The 21965-nt window shown below is 54.4% G+C and carries 25 protein-coding genes and 1 other annotated feature; of the genes, 15 read left to right on the plus strand and 10 right to left on the minus strand.

The genetic code is table 11. The features are described 5' to 3' along the window. Positions 1–40: 40 nt before the first annotated feature. Positions 41–1396 carry a 6-phospho-beta-glucosidase gene (locus tag WFM46_RS17290; protein WP_263950927.1) on the plus strand — a complete coding sequence of 452 codons (1356 nt, stop codon included), beginning with the start codon at positions 41–43 and terminating at the stop codon, positions 1394–1396. A gap of 11 nt (positions 1397–1407) precedes the next feature. Beyond that, the gene (chbG, locus tag WFM46_RS17295; protein WP_336998118.1) at positions 1408–2166 is read left to right on the plus strand and encodes a chitin disaccharide deacetylase; all 759 of its coding nucleotides are present in this window, start codon (positions 1408–1410) and stop codon (positions 2164–2166) included. Positions 2167–2295: 129 nt separating this feature from the next. Here the strand turns inward: chbG and katE are convergent, their stop codons facing one another. After that, positions 2296–4554 carry a catalase HPII gene (katE, locus tag WFM46_RS17300; protein ID WP_336998119.1) on the minus strand — a complete coding sequence of 753 codons (2259 nt, stop codon included), beginning with the start codon at positions 4552–4554 and terminating at the stop codon, positions 2296–2298. A gap of 195 nt (positions 4555–4749) precedes the next feature. Between katE and cedA the strand changes: the two genes are divergently transcribed. Continuing rightward, on the plus strand, positions 4750–5004 hold the full coding sequence (cedA, locus tag WFM46_RS17305; protein WP_103179292.1) for a cell division activator CedA: 255 nt from the start codon (positions 4750–4752) through the stop codon (positions 5002–5004). A 58-nt stretch (positions 5005–5062) separates the two neighbouring features. On the opposite strand, the gene WFM46_RS17310 is transcribed toward cedA, so the two are convergent. From WFM46_RS17310 to hxpB, 4 genes are all read right to left on the minus strand, one after another. Continuing rightward, the gene (locus tag WFM46_RS17310) at positions 5063–6454 is read right to left on the minus strand and encodes an L-cystine transporter (protein WP_336998120.1); all 1392 of its coding nucleotides are present in this window, start codon (positions 6452–6454) and stop codon (positions 5063–5065) included. A gap of 129 nt (positions 6455–6583) precedes the next feature. Beyond that, the gene (locus WFM46_RS17315; protein ID WP_103179294.1) at positions 6584–7174 is read right to left on the minus strand and encodes a metal-dependent hydrolase; all 591 of its coding nucleotides are present in this window, start codon (positions 7172–7174) and stop codon (positions 6584–6586) included. 92 nt (positions 7175–7266) lie between these two features. Beyond that, positions 7267–8028 carry a 2-dehydro-3-deoxy-D-gluconate 5-dehydrogenase KduD gene (gene kduD, locus WFM46_RS17320; RefSeq protein ID WP_336998121.1) on the minus strand — a complete coding sequence of 254 codons (762 nt, stop codon included), beginning with the start codon at positions 8026–8028 and terminating at the stop codon, positions 7267–7269. Between the two features lie 148 nt (positions 8029–8176). Continuing rightward, positions 8177–8845 carry a hexitol phosphatase HxpB gene (hxpB, locus tag WFM46_RS17325; RefSeq protein ID WP_103179296.1) on the minus strand — a complete coding sequence of 223 codons (669 nt, stop codon included), beginning with the start codon at positions 8843–8845 and terminating at the stop codon, positions 8177–8179. 144 nt (positions 8846–8989) lie between these two features. Here hxpB and WFM46_RS17330 point away from each other — a divergent pair, with 144 nt between their 5' ends. Further along, positions 8990–9526 (plus strand): YniB family protein, encoded by a 537-nt coding sequence (locus tag WFM46_RS17330; protein WP_336998122.1) that lies wholly within the window; start codon positions 8990–8992, stop codon positions 9524–9526. Between the two features lie 39 nt (positions 9527–9565). On the opposite strand, the gene WFM46_RS17335 is transcribed toward WFM46_RS17330, so the two are convergent. From WFM46_RS17335 to pfkB, 3 genes are all read right to left on the minus strand, one after another. Continuing rightward, positions 9566–10426 (minus strand): fructosamine kinase family protein, encoded by an 861-nt coding sequence (locus WFM46_RS17335; protein ID WP_103179298.1) that lies wholly within the window; start codon positions 10424–10426, stop codon positions 9566–9568. 105 nt (positions 10427–10531) lie between these two features. Continuing rightward, positions 10532–10822 (minus strand): type V toxin-antitoxin system endoribonuclease antitoxin GhoS, encoded by a 291-nt coding sequence (gene ghoS / locus WFM46_RS17340; RefSeq protein WP_336998125.1) that lies wholly within the window; start codon positions 10820–10822, stop codon positions 10532–10534. Positions 10823–10909: 87 nt separating this feature from the next. Next, on the minus strand, positions 10910–11842 hold the full coding sequence (gene pfkB, locus WFM46_RS17345; protein ID WP_103179300.1) for a 6-phosphofructokinase II: 933 nt from the start codon (positions 11840–11842) through the stop codon (positions 10910–10912). Between the two features lie 292 nt (positions 11843–12134). Between pfkB and WFM46_RS17350 the strand changes: the two genes are divergently transcribed. Further along, a complete protein-coding gene (locus WFM46_RS17350; RefSeq protein ID WP_103179301.1) occupies positions 12135–12893 on the plus strand; it encodes a DUF481 domain-containing protein in 759 nt (252 codons plus the stop codon). Between the two features lie 256 nt (positions 12894–13149). Continuing rightward, complete coding sequence (locus WFM46_RS17355) at positions 13150–13383, plus strand: hypothetical protein (protein WP_156654356.1); 234 nt, start codon at positions 13150–13152, stop codon at positions 13381–13383. 186 nt (positions 13384–13569) lie between these two features. Here WFM46_RS17355 and yniD read toward each other — a convergent pair whose 3' ends face one another. Both yniD and yncL read right to left on the minus strand, forming a co-directional pair. After that, positions 13570–13677 carry a small membrane protein YniD gene (yniD, locus tag WFM46_RS17360; protein WP_103179303.1) on the minus strand — a complete coding sequence of 36 codons (108 nt, stop codon included), beginning with the start codon at positions 13675–13677 and terminating at the stop codon, positions 13570–13572. Positions 13678–13777: 100 nt separating this feature from the next. Then, positions 13778–13882: a stress response membrane protein YncL gene (yncL, locus tag WFM46_RS17365; RefSeq protein WP_309236337.1), complete on the minus strand. Its 105-nt coding sequence runs from the start codon at positions 13880–13882 to the stop codon at positions 13778–13780. 315 nt (positions 13883–14197) lie between these two features. Between yncL and thrS the strand changes: the two genes are divergently transcribed. From thrS to WFM46_RS17410, 9 genes are all read left to right on the plus strand, one after another. Then, the gene (thrS, locus tag WFM46_RS17370; protein ID WP_103179305.1) at positions 14198–16126 is read left to right on the plus strand and encodes a threonine--tRNA ligase; all 1929 of its coding nucleotides are present in this window, start codon (positions 14198–14200) and stop codon (positions 16124–16126) included. A 3-nt stretch (positions 16127–16129) separates the two neighbouring features. Next, positions 16130–16672 (plus strand): translation initiation factor IF-3, encoded by a 543-nt coding sequence (gene infC, locus WFM46_RS17375; protein WP_023616141.1) that lies wholly within the window; start codon positions 16130–16132, stop codon positions 16670–16672. A gap of 97 nt (positions 16673–16769) precedes the next feature. Then, on the plus strand, positions 16770–16967 hold the full coding sequence (gene rpmI / locus WFM46_RS17380; RefSeq protein ID WP_001124225.1) for a 50S ribosomal protein L35: 198 nt from the start codon (positions 16770–16772) through the stop codon (positions 16965–16967). 50 nt (positions 16968–17017) lie between these two features. Then, on the plus strand, positions 17018–17374 hold the full coding sequence (gene rplT, locus WFM46_RS17385) for a 50S ribosomal protein L20 (protein WP_000124850.1): 357 nt from the start codon (positions 17018–17020) through the stop codon (positions 17372–17374). Between the two features lie 117 nt (positions 17375–17491). Continuing rightward, positions 17492–17615, plus strand: a sequence feature (Phe leader region). Next, positions 17497–17541 (plus strand): pheST operon leader peptide PheM, encoded by a 45-nt coding sequence (gene pheM / locus WFM46_RS17390; RefSeq protein ID WP_001386830.1) that lies wholly within the window; start codon positions 17497–17499, stop codon positions 17539–17541. Its footprint overlaps the feature before it by 45 nt. A 40-nt stretch (positions 17616–17655) precedes the next feature. Continuing rightward, positions 17656–18639: a phenylalanine--tRNA ligase subunit alpha gene (gene pheS, locus WFM46_RS17395; protein WP_103179306.1), complete on the plus strand. Its 984-nt coding sequence runs from the start codon at positions 17656–17658 to the stop codon at positions 18637–18639. A 15-nt stretch (positions 18640–18654) separates the two neighbouring features. Then, positions 18655–21042 (plus strand): phenylalanine--tRNA ligase subunit beta, encoded by a 2388-nt coding sequence (gene pheT / locus WFM46_RS17400; protein ID WP_336998123.1) that lies wholly within the window; start codon positions 18655–18657, stop codon positions 21040–21042. A 4-nt stretch (positions 21043–21046) separates the two neighbouring features. After that, entirely contained in the window at positions 21047–21346 is a 300-nt protein-coding gene (gene ihfA / locus WFM46_RS17405; protein WP_006820203.1) for an integration host factor subunit alpha, read from the plus strand. 101 nt (positions 21347–21447) lie between these two features. Beyond that, a partial coding sequence (locus WFM46_RS17410) for an iron chelate uptake ABC transporter family permease subunit (protein ID WP_336998124.1) occupies positions 21448–21965 on the plus strand: 518 nt, incomplete at its 3' end.

The raw sequence follows: 21965 nt of genomic DNA on the forward strand, positions 1-21965 counted from the left end.
GATCGCTATACTTAAAAAGCGGATCTCCAGGGAGAATATTATGCAAAAGAAACTTAAAGTAGTGACCATCGGCGGCGGAAGCAGCTACACCCCGGAATTACTGGAAGGCTTCCTTAAGCGTTATCATGAACTGCCGGTCAGCGAATTGTGGCTGGTTGACGTGGCCGAGGGCCAGGAGAAGCTCGATATTATTTTCGACCTGTGCCAGCGTATGGTGAAAAAAGCGGGCGTGCCGATGACCGTGCATAAAACCCTCGACCGTCGTCAGGCGCTGAAAGATGCCGATTTCGTGACGACGCAGCTGCGTGTCGGCCAGCTGAAAGCGCGCGAGCTGGATGAGCGTATCCCGCTGAGCTACGGCTATCTGGGCCAGGAGACCAACGGTGCAGGCGGCCTGTTCAAAGGGCTGCGCACCATTCCGGTGGTGTTCGACATCATTAAAGATGTACAGGAGATTTGCCCTCAGGCGTGGGTGATTAACTTCACCAACCCGGCCGGGATGGTCACCGAAGCGGTCTATCGCCATACCGGGTTCAAACGCTTCATTGGGGTCTGCAATATCCCTATCGGCATGAAGATGTTTATTCACGACGTGCTGGCCCTGACCGACAACGACGACCTCTCTATCGACCTGTTTGGCCTGAACCACATGGTCTTTATCAAGGATGTCCTGGTCAACGGCAAATCACGTTTCCCGGAGCTGCTGGATGGCGTTGCCAGCGGCACTCTGAAAGCAAGTTCGGTGAAGAACATCTTTGACCTGCCGTTTAGCGAAGGGCTCATCCGCTCCCTGAATCTGCTGCCATGCTCCTATCTGCTCTACTACTTCAAGCTGAAAGAGATGCTGGCGATCGAGATGGGCGAATACTACAAAGGCGGTGCCCGCGCGCAGGTGGTGCAGAAGGTGGAAAAACAGCTGTTCGAGCTCTATAAGAACCCGGATCTGGACGTGAAGCCGAAAGAGCTGGAGCAGCGCGGCGGAGCGTACTACTCCGATGCGGCCTGCGAAGTAATCAACGCTATCTACAACGACAAGCAGGCGGAACACTACGTCAACGTGCCGCACCACGGCCACATCGATAACATCCCGGCGGACTGGGCGGTGGAGATGACCTGCATCCTGGGCCGTGACGGGGCGAAGCCACATCCGCGACTGACCCATTTCGATGACAAAGTGATGGGCCTCATCCACACCATCAAGGGCTTTGAAGTGGCGGCAAGCCAGGCGGCCATCAGCGGCGAGCTGAACGACGTGCTGCTGGCGCTGAACCTGAGCCCGCTGGTGCAGTCCGATCGTGATGCCGAGAAGCTGGCGCGGGATCTGATCCTGGCCCATGAAAAATGGCTGCCGAATTTCGCCGCCACGATCGATAAACTGAAAAGCGAGCAGCACTAAGAGGGATCGCTATGGAATATCTGCTGATCGTCAATGCCGATGATTTTGGCCTCTCAAAAGGGCAGAACTACGGCATCGTGGAAGCCTGTCGGCACGGCGTGGTGACCTCCACCACCGCGATGGTGAACGGTGAAGCCATTGAGCACGCCGCGGCGCTCAGCCGGGATCTGCCCGATCTGGGCGTGGGCATGCACTTTGTTCTGACCCTTGGTATGCCGCTGACCGCTATGCCAGGGCTGACCCGGGAGGGGGTGTTGGGCAAATGGATCTGGGAGATGGCAGAGGAGGGGACGTTACCCCTGGAGGAGATCGCCCGCGAACTGGACTGTCAGTTCAATCGCTTCGTCGATCTCTTCGGGCGCGAACCGACCCATATCGACAGCCATCATCACGTGCATATGATCCCGGCCATCTTCCCGCTGGTGGCCGAGTTTGCCCGCCGCAAAGGGGTGGCGCTGCGTGTGGATCGTCAGGTCGACATGCCCGGCGAAATGGGGGGCGATCTGCCGCCCACGACGGACGGTTTCAGTAGCGCATTTTATGGCGATGAAATCAGTGAAGCGCTGTTTTTAAGCGTACTGGACAGGTCCGTACAGCAGGGAGAGCGGTCGCTGGAGGTGATGGCGCATCCGGCCTTTATCGACAATACGATCCGTAAAAGCGCTTACTGCTGGCCACGACTGACGGAGATGGAGGTGCTGACCTCGACGTCGCTGAAGTATGCGATTGCCGAGCGCGGGTATCGTCTGGGAACGTTCGGGGATCTGTGAGGAAATGCCGGGTGGCGGCTTCGCCTTACCCGGCCTACAACTTCAATGGAACCTTGCGCCGGGTTTTATCCGGTTAGCAAATTACACGGAACCGTAGGCCGGGTAAGCGCAAGCGCCACCCGGCTTTTTTTACGCAGGTATTTGGTCAATCTTACTGCTGCGCGACCATACCCGGTGCGCCGCCATCAGCAACGTCAGTTCATCCATAAATGCACCCGCAGCCGTATCGCCTTCGACGATACCCTCTTCGCCCTGATCTGCCACCTTCAGCAGCGGCTTAAACTGACGGGCATCGCCAGCCAGCGCAATCGGCTTGAGATGCTTGTACGCTTCCAGCAGATAGTAAGCCGCGTCGCCGTTATTCAGCAGGCTCTGAATATCGCCGCACGGCACGACGACCGCATCGACGGTCAACGACGGTGAACCGGCGAAGGTAGCCGCCACTGGCAGCACCGAGCCGTCATCGGCGGTGACTTCACCCATGCGCGAATAGAGCAGTTTGGCATGGACGCCTTTGGCTTTGAGTGCCTGGAGCACCGCCAGCACATCGCTGGCCCGTGGAGTATCGTTCAGCAATACTGCCACCACACGGCCTTTGATATCGCCGCCAGGAACAGCATACAGGCTGAGGGAAGGATCCTTTTGTATGCCGTTCACATCCTGCGGCGGAGCCAGGTTACGCTGCTCGTCGGTAAGGGTGATGCCCAGATTGTCCGCCACCTTCTGGGCCAGAGTGATATCGATATGGGCCAGCTGATCGACCACCCGCTCGCGGATATAGGCCCGCACCACTTTGCTCAGCTCAAAGCTGAAGGCGCCCACGATATGATCCTGCTCAACGGGCGTCTGGCTCTGCCAGAACAGGCGCGGATGGGCATAGTATTCGGCGAAAGAGGGGCTACGCTCGCGGATCTTCGATCCCTCCACGCGCTCCTGATAGGACTCGAATCCGCCCCGTTTTGGCCCCGGCGGCGTTTCGCGCGGCCAGTTGTCGTTGATCGAGTTTGGCTCGTAGTTCGCCGGATTGGTGTCGATCTCCATGCGGTGCATCCCGTCCCGCTGGAAATTATGGTACGGGCAGGTTGGTCGGTTGATCGGGATCTCGTGGAAGTTAGGCCCGCCCAGACGACTGATTTGCGTATCGGTATAGGAGAACAGACGCCCCTGCAGTAATGGGTCGTTGGTGAAGTCCATCCCGGGGACAATATGTCCAGGGTGGAACGCGGCCTGCTCGTTTTCGGCAAAGAAGTTGTCCGGGTTACGGTTGAGCACCATTTTGCCCACCAGCTGAACCGGCACCAGCTCTTCGGGAATGAGCTTGGTCGGATCGAGGATATCAAAATCAAACTTGAACTCGTCCTCTTCCGGGATCAGCTGGAAACCGAGCTCAAATTCCGGGAAGTCGCCCGCTTCAATGGATTCCCACAGATCGCGGCGATGGAAGTCTGGATCGCGCCCGGTGAGCTTTTGCGCCTCATCCCATACCAGCGAGGCTTTACCGGCGACCGGTTTCCAGTGGAAGCGCACAAAGGTGGCTTTGCCTTCGGCGTTAATCAGCCGGAAGGTATGAATGCCAAAGCCCTCCATGGTGCGGTAGCTGCGCGGAATGCCGCGGTCGGACATCGCCCACATCACGTTGTGCAGGGTTTCCGGCTGCAGCGACACGTAATCCCAGAAGGTATCGTGTGCGCTCTGGCCCTGGGGAATAGCCCAGTGAGGTTCCGGTTTTACGGCGTGAACAAAATCGGGGAACTTGTGTGCGTCCTGAATAAAGAAGATCGGTGTGTTGTTGCCCACCAGATCAAAAACGCCTTCATCGGTGTAAAACTTGGTGGCGAAACCGCGAATATCGCGCACCGTGTCGGCGGAACCTGCGCCGCCCTGTACCGTGGAAAAGCGTACAAAAACCGGCGTGATTTTATCCGGATCCGACAGGAAATCGGCTTTAGTAATCTCTTTCAGGCTTTTGTAAGGCTGGAAATAGCCGTGTGCGGCGGAGCCGCGGGCGTGTACGATGCGCTCCGGGATACGTTCATGGTCAAAGTGGGTTATCTTCTCCCGCAGGATAAAGTCTTCCAGCAGGGTGGGACCGCGCGTACCGGCACGAAGGGAGTTCTGATCGTCACTGATACGCACGCCCTGGTTGGTGGTCAACGGGAAGTTTTCTCCCCCTTTGCGAACCCCCTCCAGCGCATTCAGTTTCTGGTTGCCGGTATCAGGTGCCTTCATGCTGCCGGGGGCCGTCGGCTCCTGGCCTGGCGGAGTAGGGACTGGACTTGCGCGGTGAGAACCGTCTGCCGGGGCCAGCGAGTCCATTCCGGGTTTCGCTTCGCTGGCATCGTGAAGCGGGGACTGTTCAGGTTTATGGGTCTTATCATTTTGCGACATTGCACTCGTCTCCTTTTCATTGCTGAAATGCGGCCGTTTTTGCGTCAAAACTCAATAACTATAGAACATTACGGGTTATAAACCGGGTGAAAGGCCGATCTAAGGTCAGAGCTTATGTTGCATAAGACACGTGAGGCGCGACGCAGGAGGGGCAATCGGCTATGATAAGAATTTGCTGATTTTTATGTTTGTTTAGTGAAACTGCTGCTTATGAAACCTCTTCGCCAACAAAACCGCCCTGTGATCAGTTACCAGCCTCGCGTTGAACCTGCGCCGCCAGAACATGCCACCAAAATGGATGGCTTTCGTGACGTCTGGCTGTTACGCGGCAAATATGTGGCCTTTGTGCTGATCGGGGAGCGTTTTCGTCGTTCTCCAGCTTTTACCGTACCGGAATCAGCCCAGCGCTGGGCGCTACAGGTCCGTCAGGATGAAGAGGTTGAGGATTAACAGAGATAAAAAAACCGCCGTCATTACTGAAGGCGGTTTTTTTTAACTCAGAAGGCGATTAACGGTGCGCGAGCTCCGCGTCATCTTCACTTGCCAGGATAGTTTTGTCGGTCTGCTTCAGCCACTGGCTGGTCAGCGTCCCGGCGGTCATGGAGCCGCTGACGTTCAGTGCGGTACGCCCCATGTCGATCAACGGTTCAACGGAGATCAGCAGAGCCACCAGCGTTACCGGGAGACCCATCGCAGGCAGAACAATCAGTGCCGCGAAGGTTGCGCCGCCGCCCACACCGGCCACACCGGCAGAGCTCACGGTGACAATCCCCACCAGGGTCGCAATCCATACCGGATCCAGCGGGTTAATCCCAACCGTTGGGGCAACCATCACCGCCAGCATGGCAGGATAGAGACCCGCACAACCGTTCTGGCCAATCGTTGCACCGAAGGAGGCAGAGAAGCTGGCAATCGATTCCGGCACGCCCAGACGACGGGTCTGCGCTTCCACGTTCAGTGGAATGGAGGCGGCGCTGGAGCGGCTGGTAAAGGCGAAGGTCAGTACCGGCCACACTTTGCGGAAGTATTTCAGCGGGCTGACGCCGTTTACGCTGAGCAGAATGGCGTGAACCACAAACATAATGCCCAGACCGAGATACGAGGCCACCACGAAACTACCCAGCTTGATGATGTCCTGGAGGTTCGAGCCCGCAACCACTTTGGTCATCAGCGCCAGAACGCCATACGGGGTCAGCTGCATCACCAGACGCACCAGCTTCATCACCCAGCTCTGCAGGGTATCGATGGCGGTCAGTACGCGCTGGCCTTTCGGCGCATCATCTTTCAGCAGCTTCAGGGCAGCTACGCCCAGGAAGGCGGCAAAAATTACCACGCTGATGATAGACGTCGGGTTGGCCCCGGTCAGATCGGCAAACGGGTTTTTCGGGATAAAGGAGAGCAGCATCTGCGGAACGGTGAGATCCGCCACTTTACCCGCATAGTTGGTCTCGATGGCGGTCAGGCGCGCGGTCTCCGCGGTGCCCTGCACCAGGCCTTCTGCCGTCAGGCCAAACAGGTTGGTGACCAGCACACCGACCAGCGCCGCGATAAGCGTAGTAAACAGCAGCGTACCGATGGTCAGAAAGCTGATTTTCCCCAGCTGGGAGGCGTTATGCAGACGGGCAACCGCGCTCAGAATAGAGGCGAAGACCAGCGGCATGACGATCATCTGCAGCAGCTGTACATAGCCGTTACCGACAACGTTAAACCACTGAATAGACTCTTTCAGTACCGGATTGCTGGAACCGTAAATGGCCTGCAGCGCCAGGCCAAAGACAACGCCCATGACCAGTCCGACCAGCACTTTTTTAGCCAGGCTCCACTGTTTATGACGCGCCTGCGCCAGCAACAGCAGTAGGCCGACGAACACCACAATGTTCGCGATTAATGGAAAATTCATCCCCGTTCTCCTGATTTAATATCAGATCGGTATCAGTCCGACCTTGTTGGCGCAAGGTTAGCAGAAGTGTGATCCAGTCGCTTATATCCAAATGGAATGGGTTATGCCAAAACGGTTAAGTTTGTCCAGTTACTGCTCACTTTGCAGATGAATAAAGCGGTTGAACTGAAATTGCAGCGAATTGATCATGTGTGAAGACCAGCGCACGGCGCCGTTTTCAGGCAGCGTCTGTGGCATCCAGACGGCCCAGGCAAACAGCGCCATGCACAGCGCACGCTCCAGCTGGTTACCTTTTTGCGGCCGGAGGATAGGCAAACGAAAACGCCAGCGGCAGGGCCAGAGGAGGGGAACCCCAGCCGGGGTGAGCATGTCGGCCAGGATATGGCTCAGGTAACCCAGCACCATTCCCTGAATGGCGTCTGCGGGGATGAGCCAGCTATCCGGTACTTTTAAATAGAAGAGGGTCAGGGCGGCGAACACCGCCAGCAGGCTGTGGGTAAAGCCACGATGGCCGCAGGCGCGGGCAATGGGTTTGGAGATCCACTTCAGCCGCTGCCCGAGCAGCGACTTAGGATGATCGATATCCGGTAACAGGCAGGTCAAAACCGCCGATGGCACAATATGCCACCAGTCACCCTGCGCCAGCACTGGTGTAAGCTCAGCGTTCTTGGCAAACACTGCGCAGGCGAGAGAAAAAAGCAGATGACCTTCCGCCGTCATGATAAAACCCACTAAACTGTCGATGCATCCAGTATAGGGATTTTATACAGTATACGGAAGTAGTGACGGTGTAACTCTTTGTCACAAAGCTGTTAACGCGCCAGCCAGCCACCATCGACGGCAAGGGTATAACCGTTCACATAGTCCGAGGCGGAAGAGGCCAGAAATACCGCCGGGCCCTGGAGATCGTCCGGCTTGCCCCAGCGACCCGCCGGAATACGGTCGAGGATCTCTTTGCTGCGCTGTTCGTCGTCGCGTAGCTGCTGGGTGTTGTTGGTCGCCATGTACCCCGGGGCGATGGCATTTACGTTAATACCATGTTGTGCCCACTCGTTGGCTAGCAGCCGGGTGAGCCCCAGCACGCCGCTTTTTGACGCGGTATAAGAGGGAACGCGGATCCCCCCCTGGAAGGAGAGCATGGAAGCGATATTGATAATTTTGCCCCCTTGCCCCTGGGCAATAAACTGGCGGGCCACGGCCTGAGAGAGGAAAAAGACCGACTTCAGGTTGAGGTTCATCACATCATCCCAGTCTTTCTCACTGAAGTTCAACGCATCTTCCCGGCGAATGGTTCCGGCGTTATTCACCAGGATATCGACCCGCCCCATGCCGGTCACCGCCTGTTCAACCAGACTTTCAATGGCATCCTGCTTGCTGAGGTCGGCCTGAATAGCCAGAAACCGGCGCCCCAGCGCCTTCACGCCTGCGGCGGTCTCTTCCGGAACGCGGCGATTGACGCTGACAATATCGCATCCAGCCTGGGCCAGACCCAGCGCCATGCCCTGGCCGAGGCCGGTATCACAGCCGGTAACGATGGCAACTTTTCCTGAAAGATTAAAGGCATCCAGTATCATACAGACCTCAGTGTGTAGGGGGGTATAGTTGTTCTGAGGTAAGCATAGAATCAGTTATCAGGAAGATCAAATTAAAATGAAATGGTGTTTCAAAAATTTTTAAGGCGGTCATGTTTGCGGGCAACAGGGTGCTGCCCGCCAGTGACCATTACCCGCGCAGATGCGCCACGGTAAGCGCCTGCAGGGAGGTCAGTTTGACATCGGCCAGTGCGTAACGCGCGTCGTGCTGGTTCTCTTCCGCAGGCACAACAATTGAGCGCATCCGGGCCGCTTTACTGGCAATCATGCCATTTACCGAGTCTTCCAGCGCCACGCAGGCGGTCGGGTCGACGCCCAGTTTCGCGGCGCAATCCATATAGACCTGCGGATGCGGCTTGCTGTACGGGAGCTTTTCTGCCGAGGCCAGCGCGTCGAAGCTGTCGCGCAGATCGAACATGATCAGTACCTTCTCCAGCATATGCAGCGGCGAGGCGGAGGCCAGACCGACCTTCAGTCCCTGCTCTTTACAGAGTAATACGGCCTCACGCGCGCCTTTGAGTAAGGGACGGGTCTCTTCCACCAGCGTAATGGCGCGGTTGATAATGCGATCGGTCACTTCATCCCGGCCTGGACCTACCCACGGCTGGTGGGCGTACCAGAGATCAACCACCATATCGATGCGCAGGCCGAGGGTATCCGGCAGCTCGTGACGGCGGCTGATATCCACACCCAGGCTCGCCATTACATCCAGTTCAGCCCGATCCCACAGCGGCTCAGAATCAATCAGTAATCCATCCATATCAAAAATGGCAGCAACAATTTGACGTGGCGTCGACATGCAACCTCTCCTTTCGTTGGTTTTAGCAGCGGTAAGCGCTACCTCACCCTGGCAATTTAGCATATCGCCAGTAAAGAGCGGGCGAAAATGAGATCCAGCAGGTAAACTTAGCCACAAAGGATGTAATTTCATAATGAGGAACCAATGACATATCAACAAGCTGGTCGCGTTGCGATACTGAAACAGATCGCCGGATGGGTGATTTTTATCCCATCAGTTATCTCGACCATTATTTCTGTTCTGAAATTTATCTATGACCACAGCGAGAAGCAGGCCGGGATTAATGCCGTGATGCTTGATTTTGCCCATGTCATGATTGAGATGATGCGGTTCAATACCCCATTCCTGAACTTTTTCTGGTACAACTCGCCCACGCCTGATTTTCGGCAGGGGATAAACATCGCGTTCTGGATTATTTTTGCCCTGATCTTTATTGCCCTCGCGCTGCAGGCCTCGGGAGCGCGGATGCGCCGCCAGACGCGCATGATCCGCGAAGGTTTGGAGGCGCAGCTGATTCTGGAGAAAGCGAGAGGGGAGGAGGGCTTGACCCGTGAGCAGATCGAATCACGTATTGTGGTACCGAATAACACTATTTTCCTGCAAATATTCACGCTCTACGTGCTGCCCGTGCTGATGATCGTCGCCGGGTATTTCCTGTTTTCGCTGCTCGGCCTGATCTAAGCGTTCGCTGCCGGGCGCTGAAGCCCGGCAGCCTGCGCGTTATGCCGCCAGTACCCGCTCCAGCGCTCGCTGCGCATTCACCATATGCTCCCCACCAAACAGAATGGCGCGGTTCATCAGCGTATAGAGCTGATACACCGGTTGCCTTTCCAGAAAATCTGCCGGCAGGGGTGATATCGACTGGTAGCCGTCGTAAATTTGCGGCGGCTGTTCAGGATGGAGCGGCAGCATGGCGAGATCGCACTCTCTGTCTCCCCAGTAACAGGCCGGGTCGAAGATGTAGGGGCCGTTCGGCCCCAGCGCGCAGTTGTCCGACCATAAATCGCCATGCAGCAGCGAAGGCTGCGGCTGGTGCGAGGCCAGGCGCTGCTGAATATGATCGACAATGGCGTCAATATTGCCGAACGCCAGCCCTTTTTCCGCCGCCAGCTCCAGCTGCCAGCCGATGCGCTGTTCGGCAAAGAAGGTTGACCAGCGTCGCTGCCAAGCGTTGGGTTGTGGCGTGGTGGAGAGGTCGTTGTCAAAATCGAGGCCAAACTGTGGTTGCTCGCTCCACTGATGCAGGCGGGCGATTTGCTGCCCCAGAATAAAGGCATTATGCGCGTCGAGCGGGCGGGGAGGGAGATAGTCCATCACCAGAAAACTGTAGTCGCGATCGCTACCGACGGCCCGGACTGTAGGAACAGATACGGTTTTGCTGCGGGAGAGCAGTTCCAGCTGATCGGCTTCTGCTGTGAATATCGGTAACAGTTCACGTTCGTCACATTTTACGAAGAGATCGAGGCCCGCATAGCGCAGATGCCACGCGGCGTGGATTTCGCCTCCTGGCAGCTCATTACGCAGTTCAATTTCACCTTCGCCCAACTGTTCACTCAAAAGATGACTGATAGCCTGCCACATGATCGCTCTCCCATGTTGTCTGCCAGATCATAAAGTTAGCGTGAAACTATGGTAAAAAAATACGAGCTAACGCACAGTTGGGCCGTTTGGTTGGCCCTCGGGCATTTATTGTTGCTCTTTTTGCCAGTTTTCCCAGCGCGTGACTTCTACCTGCGGCTCTTTCCCGGTTGCGCTCTCAACCAGCCCCGACGCCAGCGCCTTCACCTCGTCTTCACTCAGCGGGGTAACCAGACCATAAGTATGGGTGCCTAGCTCATGCAGCGTGCCCTCATCGTCAGTCATGGTCAGTAAAAAACCTCCGCGGGTGAGGTTGTTGTTCATTTCGTTGAGCTCGGTCAGCGTATCTTCATGCACTTTAATGGTTACCACGTAGCGCGCAATCTCTCCACTGCTCATCATTCACCTCGTTGTTATCCCGAAATTTTTTAGCATAGTCGATTCATGCTATTTGTCGCCCTCGCCGGCTAACCGGGAGGGCTGTCATTACGCATTTGCCAGATACTTGAATATTTTTTGCGTGTCTTCCAGCGAGCAGAGCCGGGTACCGTGATTAATGGTCGCCGCGCTGCCTGCTGCCACCCCGTACTGGGTCATCTCCCGTAAGGATGCGCCCTGCGCCAGTTTCAGGGTCATGGCGCCGACCATGCTGTCACCTGCGCCGACGGTGCTCTGGCTTTTCATCGGCGGCGGTACCACTTGTACCGAGCCGGTTTCATCAACGGCCAGCGCCCCCTGCGGTCCCAGGGAGACGACGACCCGCCGCGCTTTGCCGCTTTTCACTAACTCCTCGGCGGCCTTACGCACATCGTCCGGCTGGCTGAGGTCACGATTGACCAGCGCGCTCAGCTCTTTCTGGTTGGGTTTTACCAGCTCAATATTGCCAAGCGTCAGCGCGGCGCTGAGCGCCTCCCCGGAGCTATCGACAATGCAGCGAATGCCGTTCTGCTGGGCAGCGCGGATCAGCTGCGTCAGTTTTTCGGTTTTCACACCCGGTGGCAGACTGCCGCTGATAACCAGCAATGCGCCGCTTTCGATGGCCAGCACTTTCTCTTCAAGCTGGCGAAACTCATCTTCGCTTAATGTCGCACCAGGCATCACAAAGCGGTATTGCTCGTTAGAGGATTCAACGTGAACATGCAGGTTTTGCCGGGTCCAGTCCCGGGCCTCAACCGTATCGACGGCAACCTGCTCGTCGGCAAGGAGTGAGACGAGATGTTCGCCCGTCGCACCGCCCGCGGGGAAGATGGCTGTGGCTTTTCCGCCAAGGTGCGTAATAGCGCGGGCGACGTTAATGCCGCCGCCGCCGGGCTCAAAGACCGGCACGCTGCAGCGGAGTTTACCTTCAGGATAGATTTGTGCCGTCAGGGTAGCGCTGTCCAGGGAAGGGGAGAGCGTCAACGTAAAAATACGATCCATGCTTATCTCCTGTAAGTGAGGTTTGCATTAAGCCTGGCACCGAACCCACAGAAGCGAAAGAAATAACAATATGATTTCTAATATAAATATCTTTACGTAACGTGACTGTTTTTTATAAATATTAGAGGGCTTTGAGATCGTTCTTATTCCAAAAATGAAACAAGAAATCATTGCTATGTTATTTGAGCCTTTTTATAATTTGTTACCTTTCCAAGGATCCCATGGCATTGATCCGCAAGAAAGTTTCCGGGACCGTAATGGTCTCTTTTTTTGTTGTACGGACTCTTTATAAATGAAGCTCTTAAAGACAGTACCCGCTGCGATGATGTTAGCGGGAGGCCTGCTTGCGTCAATGAATGCAGCAGCCGATGATTCCGTTTTTACTGTCATGGATGATCCCTCCACTGCACAGAAACCCTTCGAAGGCAACCTTAACGCAGGTTATCTGGCGCAATCGGGCAATACGAAAAGCTCCTCCCTGACCGCAGACACCACCCTGACCTGGTACGGCAATACTACCGCCTGGTCGCTGTGGGGTAACGCAAGTAACACCTCTTCTAACGATGAGCGTTCTTCCGAGAAATATGCGGTAGGTGGGCGTAGCCGTTTCAATGTGACCGACTATGACTATCTGTTTGGCCAGGCAAGCTGGTTAACCGATCGCTATAACGGCTATCGTGAGCGTGACGTTGCGACCGCCGGTTACGGTCGGCAGTTCCTGAACGGTCCGGTACACAGCTTCCGCTTTGAATTTGGTCCGGGCGTACGTTATGACGAATACACTGACGGCGACACGGAAACTCAGCCGCTGGGCTACGCGTCCGGAACCTATGCATGGCAGATGACCGATAACGCGAAATTCAGCCAGGGCGTTTCTGTCTTTGGCGCTGACGACACCACCGTCAACTCCGAAACCGCGCTCAACGTGGCAATCAACGCCCATTTCGGGCTGAAAGTTGCATACAATGTGACCTGGAATTCCGAGCCGCCAGCGTCTGCGCCAGAACACACCGATCGCAGAACCACGGTCTCTCTGGGCTACAAAATGTAATTATCGCGGGCCAAGAATATATTGGCCCGTTTTTAATTTTTGTGCTGATAAATAATAAACACTGTTTTAGAATATAGCGGCAGCCGATATCTCCATATTCTCTCCATAATTCCTCGCTTCGTTAACTATTCAGTTTATTTGACACGAATTGATAAATATTTTGACTATGCAAAAGTGTGATCCAGATCTAAACTATGAACACAGGCTAGATATTGCCTTAAGTTGGTCTGTATTAATTCAGTAAGAGAAAAACATTATGAATAAAATCGCAACTGCATCTGCAGCATTGGTGCTTTCTGCACTGTCATTCGGCGCATTTGCCGCTGACGCTGTATATAACTCTGCCAGTGACACCTCTACACAAATCGGCATTACCAAAGCCTCTGATGTAGAAGCCGGATCAAACATCGCCCCGGGTTCGCAATCTACCGGGCAGTCCATGGATGACGCATTCGACGTGCATAAACTGGTCGCCGGTGAATGGTCCTGATCGATTTGTCAGATTATCTCCATTCATTTACGGGCTGTTATTGCCACTAAAAAAACCGGATTTTGATGTACCGGTTTTTTTATTTTTGTCATTTTTGTAAAGTTATATAGAACGCGGTTTTATATTCGCGCCATTATTACCTACAAGACGCGAAATACCGTTATGGCGTAGGGGAAGGCGAGACGATTAACCCCAAAGCATTGCCGCCCAGCGTAATAACAGCATGGCAACGCAGATGGCGATTAACACAATCACCATCTTCCAGTGTTTTTTTGTAAAGCGTTTCGTTGGCATCCGATCATCCTTGTTCATTGATTCATGGAGTTTACCAAAGAACAAAGATAATTGCGCTTCACCGGGATGCTACATCCTCAGGCGCCTGCAACAACACGCGTCAAAACCAGTGAAACTTATCTGCCAGAATGACGAGTAAGGCGGTGGCAGAAAGAATGTTCAGGATAACGACTGTTTTGCTGGATACGTTCATAATTTGCCCCATGGAATGTTGAAGGACCTTTTCAAGAATAGCTTAGCAGCCCGCTATTGCGAGCAGCTGTCTGAAATTCCACGTCAAACTCATGCAAAAGTACTAACGCGTTCATTCTGCCTGTAAAGGGTGTTTTCACCCTTTTGTTAGTGTTACCATCTTCGGGCTGATCGTAAATTGTCATTTATCTGATTTCGATCCTGTGCATGGTTGCGGGCCAATTTGACGATTGTTGGTCAGATGGTTTTGCAATCCACTGTAAATTAAAGATTATTTTCTTTGCATATGCTCTTATGTGTGGGGCATCACTGCAAATAAGGATATAAAATGCCTGTTATTACTCTTCCTGATGGCAGCCAACGCCATTTTGACCGCGCCGTCAGCCCAATGGATGTTGCGCTGGATATCGGCCCGGGACTGGCGAAAGCCACTATTGCTGGCCGCGTAGATGGTGAGCTGGTTGATGCTTCCGATTTAATTGAAAACGATGCGAAGCTGTCGATCATCACCGCGAAAGACGAAGAAGGTCTGGAGATCATTCGTCACTCCTGCGCACACCTGCTCGGTCATGCGATCAAACAGCTGTGGCCTCACACCAAAATGGCTATCGGCCCGGTTATCGACAACGGCTTCTACTATGACGTTGACCTTGACCACACCCTGACCCAGGAAGATATCGAAGCCCTCGAAAAGCGTATGCACGAGCTGGCTGAGAGCAACTATGACGTCATTAAGAAGAAAGTGAGCTGGCACGAAGCGCGTGAAACCTTCGTGAAGCGTGGTGAAACCTATAAAGTCACTATTCTTGATGAAAACATTGCCCATGATGATAAGCCTGGCTTGTATCATCATGAAGAATATGTCGACATGTGCCGTGGACCGCACGTGCCGAACATGCGTTTCTGCCATCACTTCAAGCTGATGAAGACCGCAGGCGCTTACTGGCGTGGCGACAGCAACAATAAGATGCTGCAACGCATTTACGGTACCGCCTGGGCCGACAAAAAAGCCCTGAACGCGTACCTGCAGCGTCTGGAAGAAGCGGCGAAGCGTGACCACCGTAAAATCGGTAAACAGCTCGACCTGTATCACATGCAGGAAGAGGCGCCGGGTATGGTGTTCTGGCATAACGATGGCTGGACTATCTTCCGCGAACTGGAGACGTTCGTACGCTCCAAGCTGAAAGAGTACCAGTATCAGGAAGTGAAAGGCCCGTTCATGATGGACCGTGTGCTGTGGGAAAAAACCGGCCACTGGGACAACTACAAAGATGCAATGTTCACCACCTCTTCTGAGAACCGTGAATACTGCATTAAGCCGATGAACTGTCCGGGTCACGTTCAGATCTTCAACCAGGGTCTGAAATCCTACCGCGACTTGCCGCTGCGTATGGCGGAGTTCGGTAGCTGCCACCGTAACGAGCCATCAGGCGCGCTGCATGGCCTGATGCGTGTTCGTGGCTTTACGCAGGATGACGCGCATATCTTCTGTACTGAAGATCAGGTGCGTGATGAAGTTAACGCCTGTATTCGTATGGTCTACGATATGTACAGCACCTTTGGCTTCGAGAAGATCGTGGTCAAACTCTCAACTCGTCCTGAAAAACGTATCGGCAGTGACGAGACCTGGGATCGTGCTGAGGCGGACCTGGCCGTCGCGCTGGAAGAGAACGGTATCCCGTTTGAATACCAGCTGGGCGAAGGCGCATTTTACGGTCCGAAAATTGAATTTACCCTGTATGACTGCCTCGATCGTGCATGGCAATGCGGTACTGTACAGCTGGACTTCTCCCTGCCGCAGCGTTTAAGCGCCTCTTACGTTGGCGAAGACAACGAGCGTCAGGTTCCGGTAATGATTCACCGTGCGATTCTCGGTTCTCTGGAGCGCTTCATCGGCATCCTGACCGAAGAGTTCGCTGGCTTCTTCCCAACCTGGCTTGCGCCGGTGCAGGTAGTGGTGATGAACATTACCGATTCTCAGGCTGATTACGTTAAAGAATTGACGCAGAAACTACAAAATGCGGGCATTCGCGTAAAAGCAGACTTGAGAAATGAGAAGATTGGCTTTAAAATCCGCGAGCACACTTTACGTCGTGTCCCGTATATGTTGGTCTGTGGTGATAAAGAGGTGGAAGCAGGCAAAGTTGCCGTTCGCACCCGCCGTGGTAAAGACCTGGGCAGCCTGGACGTAAGTGAAGTGATTGAGAAGCTGCAACAAGAGATTCGCAGCCGCAGTCTTCAACAACTGGAGGAATAAGGTATTAAAGGCGGAAAACGAGTTCAAACGGCACGTCCGAATCGTATCAATGGCGAGATTCGCGCCCAGGAAGTTCGCTTAACAGGTCTGGAAGGCGAGCAGCTGGGGATTGTGAGTCTGAGAGAAGCAATCGAAAAGGCTGAAGAAGCTGGAGTAGATTTAGTTGAAATCAGCCCTAACGCCGAACCGCCAGTTTGTCGTATCATGGACTACGGCAAGTTCCTTTATGAAAAGAGTAAGTCTTCTAAGGAACAGAAGAAGAAGCAAAAAGTTATCCAGGTTAAGGAAATTAAATTCCGTCCTGGTACCGACGATGGCGATTATCAGGTAAAACTCCGCAGCCTGATTCGCTTTCTGGAAGATGGCGATAAGGCCAAGATCACGCTGCGTTTCCGCGGTCGTGAGATGGCCCACCAACAGATCGGTATGGAAGTGCTTAACCGCGTCCGTGACGATCTGAGTGAACTGGCAGTAGTCGAATCCTTCCCTACGAAGATCGAAGGCCGCCAGATGATCATGGTGCTCGCTCCTAAGAAGAAACAGTAAGGCCTTCAAGTAGCAATTCCTGTGGAGCCGACAGGCTTCGCAGGTTTTGTTCGCCTACGTTTCGTTTATTTAACAATGCGAAGTGGAAGTTATTAAAATGCCAAAAATTAAGACCGTACGCGGTGCTGCTAAGCGCTTCAAAAAAACCGGTAAAGGTGGTTTTAAGCACAAGCACGCTAACCTGCGTCACATTCTGACTAAGAAAGCTACCAAGCGTAAACGTCACCTGCGTCCAAAAGCCATGGTTTCTAAAGGCGATCTGGGCCTGGTAATCGCGTGCCTGCCGTACGCATAAGTCGTTAACGTTTAACTTTTTTACCTTAGAATAGATACAGGAGAGCACACATGGCTCGCGTAAAACGTGGTGTAATTGCACGTGCACGTCACAAGAAAATTTTGAAACAAGCTAAAGGCTACTACGGTGCGCGTTCACGCGTATACCGCGTTGCCTTCCAGGCTGTTATCAAAGCAGGTCAGTACGCTTACCGTGACCGTCGTCAGCGTAAGCGTCAGTTCCGTCAACTGTGGATTGCGCGTATCAACGCAGCAGCACGTCAGAACGGTATTTCTTACAGCAAATTCATCAACGGCCTGAAAAAAGCCTCTGTTGAAATCGACCGTAAGATCCTGGCTGACATCGCAGTATTCGACAAAGTAGCGTTCACCGCTCTGGTCGAAAAAGCGAAAGCAGCTCTGGCATAAGCCAGTTGAAAGGGGGAGCTCTGCTCCCTCTTTTCGTTTCAACAGCATCAAAACATTGACAATTTTCTGGCGACCCTTTTCAATAGGGCGACAGGTCCCATACCACACAAGGTAACGCAAGCATGAATGCTGCTATTTTCCGCTTCTTCTTTTACTTTAGCACCTGACATCAGGAGGCTAGCGCGTGAAAGACGAAACGGAAAACAGCGCCAGAAAGCCTCCTGATGGAGGCTTTTTTCGTATCTGCCGCTTGTAAATATCGCTACATAACGAGGAAAACCATGTCACATCTCGCAGAGCTGGTTGCCAGTGCAACGGCCGCCATTAACCAGGCCTCAGATGTTGCCGCGTTAGACAATGTCCGCGTGGAATATCTGGGCAAGAAAGGGCAATTGACCCTTCAAATGACTACCCTGCGTGAATTGCCGCCAGAAGAGCGCCCGGCTGCAGGTGCGGTAATTAACGAAGCCAAAGAGCAGGTTCAGCAGGCGCTGAACGAGCGTAAAAACGCGCTGGAAAGCGCTGCGCTGAATGCGCGTCTGGCTGCAGAAACCATCGACGTCTCCCTGCCGGGTCGTCGTATTGAAAACGGTGGTCTGCATCCGGTCACGCGGACTATCGACCGCATTGAAAGTTTCTTCGGTGAGCTCGGCTTTACCGTGGCGACCGGCCCGGAAATCGAAGACGATTACCATAACTTCGATGCCCTGAATATCCCAGGCCATCACCCGGCACGTGCTGACCACGACACTTTCTGGTTCGATGCTACCCGTCTGCTGCGTACCCAGACCTCTGGCGTACAGATCCGTACCATGAAAGAGAAGCAGCCGCCAATCCGCATTATCGCGCCGGGCCGCGTCTATCGTAACGACTACGACCAGACCCACACCCCGATGTTCCACCAGATGGAAGGGCTGATCGTGGATAAAAACATCAGCTTTACCAACCTGAAAGGTACTCTGCACGACTTCCTGAGCAACTTCTTTGAAGAAGATCTGCAGATCCGTTTCCGTCCTTCCTACTTCCCGTTCACTGAACCTTCTGCCGAAGTTGACGTGATGGGTAAAAACGGCAAATGGCTGGAAGTGCTGGGCTGCGGCATGGTGCACCCGAACGTCCTGCGTAACGTCGGCATCGATCCGGAAGTTTACTCCGGCTTTGCGTTCGGTATGGGGATGGAGCGTCTGACCATGCTGCGTTATGGCGTGACCGACTTACGCGCTTTCTTCGAAAACGATTTGCGTTTCCTCAAACAGTTTAAATAAGGGCAGGACAGAACAATGAAATTCAGTGAACTGTGGTTACGCGAATGGGTAAACACCGCGCTCGACAGCGAGGCGCTCTCTAACCAGATCACCATGGCAGGCCTGGAAGTGGACGGCGTTGAGCCGGTTGCAGGTGCGTTTAATGGCGTCGTTGTGGGTGAAGTGGTGGAGTGCGGCCAGCACCCGAATGCAGACAAACTGCGTGTCACCAAAGTGAACGTGGGCGGCGAACGCCTGCTGGATATCGTCTGCGGCGCGCCAAACTGCCGTCAGGGCCTGAAGGTAGCCGTGGCCACCGTTGGGGCGGTACTGCCTGGCGATTTCAAAATTAAAGCGGCGAAACTGCGCGGCGAGCCATCTGAAGGCATGCTGTGCTCTTACTCTGAGCTGGGTATTTCTGACGACCACTCTGGCATCATTGAGCTGCCTGCAGATGCCCCGATCGGTACCGACCTGCGCGAATACCTGAAGCTCGATGACAACACCATCGAAATCAGCGTGACGCCGAACCGTGCCGACTGCTTAGGCATTATCGGCGTTGCGCGCGACGTCGCTGTGCTGAACCAGACCGAACTGAACGTGCCAGAGATTGCACCGGTTGCTGCCACCATCAACGATACGGTATCGATTCAGGTTGACGCACCAGAGGCCTGTCCGCGCTACCTTTGCCGTGTGGTTAAAGGCATTAACGTTAAGGCGCCTACTCCGCTGTGGATGAAAGAGAAGCTGCGCCGCTGCGGCATCCGCTCCATTGATGCAGTGGTAGATGTGACCAACTACGTTCTGCTGGAGCTGGGTCAGCCAATGCACGCGTTCGATAAAGATCGCATTGAAGGCGGCATTGTGGTTCGTATGGCGAAAGAGGGCGAGACCCTGGTTCTGCTCGACGGCAGCGAAGCCAAACTCAATGCCGACACGCTGGTGATTGCCGACCATGGCCAGGCGCTGGCGATGGGCGGCATCTTTGGCGGCGACCACTCCGGCGTGAACGATGAAACCCAGAACGTGCTGCTGGAATGCGCCTTCTTCAGCCCGCTCTCCATTACCGGTCGCGCACGTCGTCACGGCCTGCATACCGACGCTTCTCACCGCTATGAGCGCGGCGTCGATCCGGCGCTGCAGTACAAAGCGATGGAGCGCGCTACCCGCCTGCTGATCGACATCTGCGGTGGCGAAGCCGGTCCGGTTATTGACGTGACCAGCGAGGCGCATCTGCCGAAGCCTGCGACCATCACCCTGCGCCGCAGCAAACTGGATCGCCTGATTGGCCACCACATTGCCGATGCGCAGGTGAGCGACATTCTGCGTCGTCTGGGCTGTGAAGTAACCGAAGGCCAGGACCAGTGGACAGCCGTTGCGCCAAGCTGGCGTTTCGATATGGAGATCGAAGAAGATCTGGTGGAAGAGGTGGCCCGCGTTTACGGCTACAACAATATTCCTGATGAGCCGGTACAGGCTGGCCTGGTGATGGGCTCCCACCGTGAAGCCGACCTCTCTCTGAAGCGTGTGAAAACCATGCTGAACGACAAAGGTTACCAGGAAGTGATCACCTACAGCTTCGTTGACCCTAAAGTGCAGCAGCTGATCCACCCGGGCCAGGAAGCGTTGATCCTGCCAAGCCCAATCTCCAGCGAGATGTCCGCGATGCGCCTGTCGCTGCTGACCGGCCTGCTGACTACCATCGTCTACAACCAGAACCGTCAGCAGAGCCGCGTACGCATTTTCGAAACCGGTCTGCGCTTTGTGCCGGACACTCAGGCGAACCTGGGTATCCGTCAGGATCTGATGCTGGCGGGCGCTATCTGCGGCAACCGCTATGAAGAGCACTGGGATCTCAGTAAAAACAGCGTTGATTATTACGATCTGAAAGGCGATCTGGAAGCTGTACTGGAACTTACCGGTAAATTGTCTGAAATTGAGTTCCGTGCTGAAGCTATTCCGGCGCTGCATCCGGGGCAAAGTGCCGCGATTTATCTGAAAGGTGAACGCGTTGGTTTCATTGGTGTTGTGCATCCGGAACTGGAACGCAAACTCGATCTCAATGGCCGTACACTGGCGTTTGAGCTGGAGTGGAACAAGGTCGCAGACCGCGTCATTCCTCAGGCTCAGGAGATTTCTCGCTTCCCGGCAAACCGTCGTGATATCGCCGTTGTCGTGGCCGAAAATGTGCCTGCCGCAGATATTTTGGCCGAATGTAAGAAAGTTGGCGTAAATCAGGTAGTTGGCGTAAACTTATTTGACGTGTACCGCGGCAAGGGCGTGGCAGAGGGCTTTAAGAGCCTGGCTATCAGCCTGATCCTTCAGGATACCAGCCGTACACTCGAAGAAGAGGAGATTGCCGCTACCGTTGCCAAATGTGTAGAGGCATTAAAAGAGCGATTCCAGGCATCATTGAGGGATTGAACCTATGGCGCTTACAAAAGCTGAAATGTCCGAATATCTGTTTGATAAGCTTGGGCTTAGCAAACGGGATGCCAAAGAGCTGGTTGAGCTGTTTTTCGAAGAGATCCGTCGCGCTCTGGAAAACGGTGAGCAGGTGAAACTCTCCGGCTTTGGTAACTTTGATTTGCGCGACAAGAATCAACGTCCGGGTCGTAACCCGAAGACGGGTGAGGATATTCCCATTACGGCTCGCCGCGTGGTGACCTTCAGACCCGGCCAGAAGTTAAAAAGCCGTGTCGAAAACGCTTCACCCAAAGCAGAGTGAGATGATCTAACTAAAAAGGCCGCGAAAGCGGCCTTTTTTCTTTGCGCTGCTGTAAACCCACCGTAAAATCAACTACATCTTTCTCCCGCAAAATGATCCCAATGCCTGAATTTGCCCGTCTGCAATACCGTTCCGATCTGCGTAAAGTGCTCTTACTGCTGCTGGCGCTGATTACCGCGCTGGGCCTGAGCCTTTGCGCGGGCGATCAGTGGATCGGGCCGCAGTCGTGGTTTACGCCGCAGGGAGAGCTCTTTATCTGGCAAATCCGCCTGCCGCGCACGCTGGCCGTGGTGCTGGTGGGCGCTGCGCTGGCGCTAAGCGGGACAATTATGCAGGCGCTGTTTGATAATCCGCTGGCGGAGCCTGGCTTACTGGGCGTTTCGAACGGGGCGGGTGTCGGGTTGATTGCTGCTGTGATGCTGGGGGGAGGAGCCCTGTCAGGAGGGGAACTGAGCCTCTGTGCCATTGCCGGCGCGCTCATCGTTACCCTTATTCTGTTGCGCTTCGCCCGCCGTCATCTCTCGGTGAGCCGTCTGTTGCTTGCCGGGGTGGCGCTGGGCATCATCTGTAGCGCCCTGATGACCTGGGCGGTCTATTTTTCTACCTCATTTGATTTGCG

Origin of the sequence: Leclercia sp. M50 (genome assembly GCF_037150775.1) — a bacterium.
Classification (GTDB): Bacteria; Pseudomonadota; Gammaproteobacteria; order Enterobacterales; family Enterobacteriaceae; genus Enterobacter.